Annotated in this window: 3 protein-coding genes, 1 other RNA gene and 1 pseudogene; 2 read left to right on the forward strand and 3 right to left on the reverse strand. The window is 46.0% G+C overall.

What is annotated here, in order from left to right; translation table 11 throughout:
- From QZ147_RS08640 to panB, 3 genes and pseudogenes are all read right to left on the reverse strand, one after another.
- Nucleotides 1-363, reverse strand: a pseudogene (locus tag QZ147_RS08640) (AI-2E family transporter); the annotation flags it as partial.
- A 642-nt stretch (nucleotides 364-1,005) separates the two neighbouring features.
- Nucleotides 1,006-2,025 (reverse strand): Holliday junction branch migration DNA helicase RuvB, encoded by a 1,020-nt coding sequence (ruvB, locus tag QZ147_RS08645; RefSeq protein ID WP_295149367.1) that lies wholly within the window; start codon nucleotides 2,023-2,025, stop codon nucleotides 1,006-1,008.
- Nucleotides 2,026-2,027: 2 nt separating this feature from the next.
- Nucleotides 2,028-2,828 carry a 3-methyl-2-oxobutanoate hydroxymethyltransferase gene (gene panB / locus QZ147_RS08650; RefSeq protein WP_295149369.1) on the reverse strand — a complete coding sequence of 267 codons (801 nt, stop codon included), beginning with the start codon at nucleotides 2,826-2,828 and terminating at the stop codon, nucleotides 2,028-2,030.
- 83 nt (nucleotides 2,829-2,911) lie between these two features.
- Between panB and QZ147_RS08655 the strand changes: the two genes are divergently transcribed.
- Nucleotides 2,912-3,316 carry an Hpt domain-containing protein gene (locus QZ147_RS08655; protein WP_295149372.1) on the forward strand — a complete coding sequence of 135 codons (405 nt, stop codon included), beginning with the start codon at nucleotides 2,912-2,914 and terminating at the stop codon, nucleotides 3,314-3,316.
- A 40-nt stretch (nucleotides 3,317-3,356) separates the two neighbouring features.
- Nucleotides 3,357-3,715: a transfer-messenger RNA gene (gene ssrA, locus QZ147_RS08660) on the forward strand.
- Nucleotides 3,716-3,778: the final 63 nt, after the last annotated feature.

Raw genomic sequence — 3,778 nt, forward strand, 5'->3', positions numbered from 1 at the left:
AAATTCGTCGATTTTGGGCTCTAAAAATTCTAATGACGCGGGTAAATTTAGATGATAATTTTTGATAAATTCTATCGTCTGCGTCGCTTTTTCCATATTAAGGCCGGTAGCATGGCTAGCGATGCTAAAAATGGCGTATCCAAGCGGCGCGATAAATAGTAAAAATAGCACGATCGCGGAAAGCGCGGCGCTTAGCGTGTGGCGATTTTTGGTTAGGGCTAAAATTTTGACGTTGATATTTGACGTGGCGACAGCTAAAAGCGCGGCGATTAGCATATTTAGCAAGAACGGCTTAAATAGGTAAAGCACGAGCGCGAGCGCGAAAAATACTAAAAATCCAAAAAATATCCTGCTATTTTTCATCTTTTTCCTTAGGCGAAATTTTGCGCGATTATACCAAAAACGGGCTAAATTTCGCCGTCGCTCGCCGGGTTAAAATTTAGTTTAGCTTATATTTAATTTTAAGCGATTTTTTTCCGTTTGGCGCTCTGTCCGAAGCATTTTACGAGAAGGGTGATTTTGAGGTCGTTTATGGTTTTAGCGCGGATAACGGCGGTTGGTGCGTAGGTATGAGGTGCTTTATGTAAGGAATATTGCCTTATTGTAGGAGGCGGCGCAAACCGAGGCAAGACGGAGAAAGGTCTGTATGCCGTAATCTCAAATATTAGATAATGCGAAGCAAAGCGGCCGAAAGAGTATAAAACGAGAGCGTCGTAAAATAATGTATAAAGACAAGGCAGACGTATGAAATTTTATCGCTTATCTATTTTTACGCCAAATACGGCGACGATGAATCCGTAAAATTAAAATTCGGCGAACAGAAAGATTTTCAAACTTGGATGTGCAGTCCTATTTTAGAAGTTAAAGTTGGTACCGATAAAGGCGCTTGGACTTTTAGTTTTAGATAAAATTTCAAATTTCGGCGCTTTGATTTGCTTTCGCGCCGAAAATTTTTTAGCTCCGTAAAATTTTGCAATCGAGCCGAAACACTTTCAAGTTTCCGCCTCACTCGTCAAATAACCCTTTTTCCGTATCCCCGTCAAATTTGAGCTTAAACACCTCGTAGGCTTTGGCGCTAGCTAGCCTGCCTTTTGCCGTACGCTCGATGTAGCCGTTAGCGAGCAGATATGGCTCGATCACGTCCTCGACCGTACCCTCGTCCTCGCTCAGAGCCGCTGCGATCGTGCTTAGCCCCATCGGTCGGCGTTTGGCGGCGAGTAGGATTTCTAGGTACTTGATATCCATCTCGTCAAAGCCGATGTCGTTTACGCCAAGCGCGTCTAGAGCCTCTTTGGCGCGAGGTTGCGAGATAACGGCTTCGTCGTTTACCTCGGCGAAGTCTCGTATGCGCTTTAGCAGCCGTAGCGCGATCCTAGGAGTGGCGCGCGAGCGGGCGGCGACCTCGAGAGCGGCGGCTTTTTCGCACTCTTTGCCCAGCTTCACCGAGGCGATCTGCACAATACGAGCTAGCTCCTCTCTGATATAAAACTGCAGCCTAAAATCCATGCCGAAGCGATCCCTAAGAGGCGCCGAGATCATACCCGCGCGCGTCGTAGCGCCGATGAGCGTAAATTTAGGTAGGTCGATCTTGATGGTCTGCGCCGCAGGTCCGGAGCCGATGATGATATCTAGACGAAAGTCCTCCATCGCCGGATACAGCACCTCCTCGATCGCAGGGCTTAGCCTGTGTATCTCGTCGATAAACAGCACGTCGCCCTCTTGGAGATTGGTTAGCACCGCTGCTAGATCGCCGCTTTTTTCTATCATCGGAGCGGCCGTCATCTTGATACTCACGCCCATTTCGTTTGCGATGATGTGCGCCAGCGTCGTCTTGCCAAGGCCCGGCGGCCCGTAGAAAAGCACGTGGTCTAGGCACTCGCCGCGCTTTTTGGCGGCCTTTATAAAGACGCCTAAATTTTGCTTGATCTTTTCCTGTCCGATGTAGTCCTCAAAGCGCGTGGGGCGCAGCGACACCTCAAAATCGTTTTCAAAGCTTATTTTTTCTATTTCGACTATTCTATCCATTTTTACTCTTCGTACTCAAATTCGGCGCTTGGAAATTTTCGCATTTTTACTTCGTTTGCATAAGCCTGCACCGCTTTGCGTACTAAATTCGCGCCCTCTAAGTAGCGTTTGGCGAATTTGGGCCGAAAATCTTCAAGGAAACCCAGCATATCGCTCCAAACAAGTACCTGTCCGTCTACCTCCGCGCCCGCGCCGATACCGATGATAGGTATTTGTACGCTCCTTGCTATCTTTGCGGCGACGCTGCTAACCGTACCCTCAATCACCGCCGAAAACGCTCCCGCCTGCTCGATGGCTAGCGCGTCCCGGATTAAATTTTCGGCGTCCTCTCCGCGTCCTTTTATCTTATAGCCGCCTTCAAAGCGCACTTGTTGGGGCCTAAGCCCGACGTGCCCCATTACGGCGATGCCTTCGGAGGTTAGGCGAGCTACGGTAGGCGCGATGCGCTCGCCGCCTTCGAGTTTTACGGCGTCTGCGCCGGCTTTTATAAATTTAGCCGCGTTTTTTAGGGCGGAGTTTTCGTTAAAATAGCTGCCAAACGGCATATCGGCTACTAAAAGCGCTCTTTTTAGTCCCGCTCGGACGGCTTTTACGTGATATTTCATCGCTTCTACGCTTAAATTTAGCGTATCTTTTTGGGCGTTAAAACTCATATTTAGGCTATCGCCCACTAAAATAATGTCCGCATAATCGTCGAAAAGCCGCGCAAATAGGGCGTCGTAGGCGGTTAGCATGACTATGGGCTGCTTGTTTTTCTTGTCCGTTATGTCGTTTACGGCGATATTTCTTTGAATGTTAGACATAAAAGCTCCAAAATTTCGTCTCGAAGTTTTTAATTTTATCAAATTTTTGCTACAATTGCGACAATTTTTTAAGGATGGAAATTATGGGGATATTAAAAAGACTGGAAGTCGATTTTTCTTATGATATCGTGGAGGAATTTCTAGGTCATTTTACTTTAATGTGCGATCTTATGGAGCCTTTAATCGTCGGACTAGAACACCAAAATAGATATAAAGAAAACATCAACGAGCTTTTTAGAATTTTTCATAATATTAAATCCGCCGCGGGCTTTATGCACATTGATCCGGTGTTAAAGTTAACCACGCTTTGCGAGGAGGTCTGCGAAGAAGCCAGACTAATAAGCGGTCCCGCAAATAGCGAATTCGTCGATTGGCTTTTATTAGTAAGCGATCAGTTTAAAAAATATAAAGAAGATATCGAACGCGACGCGGAGTATTTTAGTATCCTAGAACCTCTTATTATAAACATTCCTACTAAGCTTGACTAAAATTTTAAAACGCGGTAAAATACCGAGCTTTTTACTACGCGGGGACGACTTGGCTTCGACGGGAGCGGAGCGGTCACGGCTGCATGTCGCTTTGGACAAAGCGTAAAAAGTCCAAACTTAAATTTAAACGCAAACAACGTTAAATTTGCTCCTGCTTACGCAAAAGTAGCGTAAGTTCAGTCGAGCCTCGCGCTTTTGATGCTATCTAAAAAAGTCCGCGAGTAACCTAGATAGCGTAGGCTTTTGCACTGACGACGCAATGGCTGAAATTTCGTCTTAGTCTAAATTTCGGTTTTGGAAAGTGAGCCTTTTTAGATGAAATTTCCACTTTTACTAAACATGTAGATGCTTTGGTTGTTTTGTTTTCGGACAGGGGTTCGATCCCCCTCGTCTCCACCAGATAACATTTTCACCAGCTATCAAAAGACCCCAAAAATCCCCTAAAATACGAACATTTAAAAG

This window comes from uncultured Campylobacter sp. (genome assembly GCF_905371695.1).
Taxonomy (GTDB): Bacteria; Campylobacterota; Campylobacteria; order Campylobacterales; family Campylobacteraceae; genus Campylobacter_A.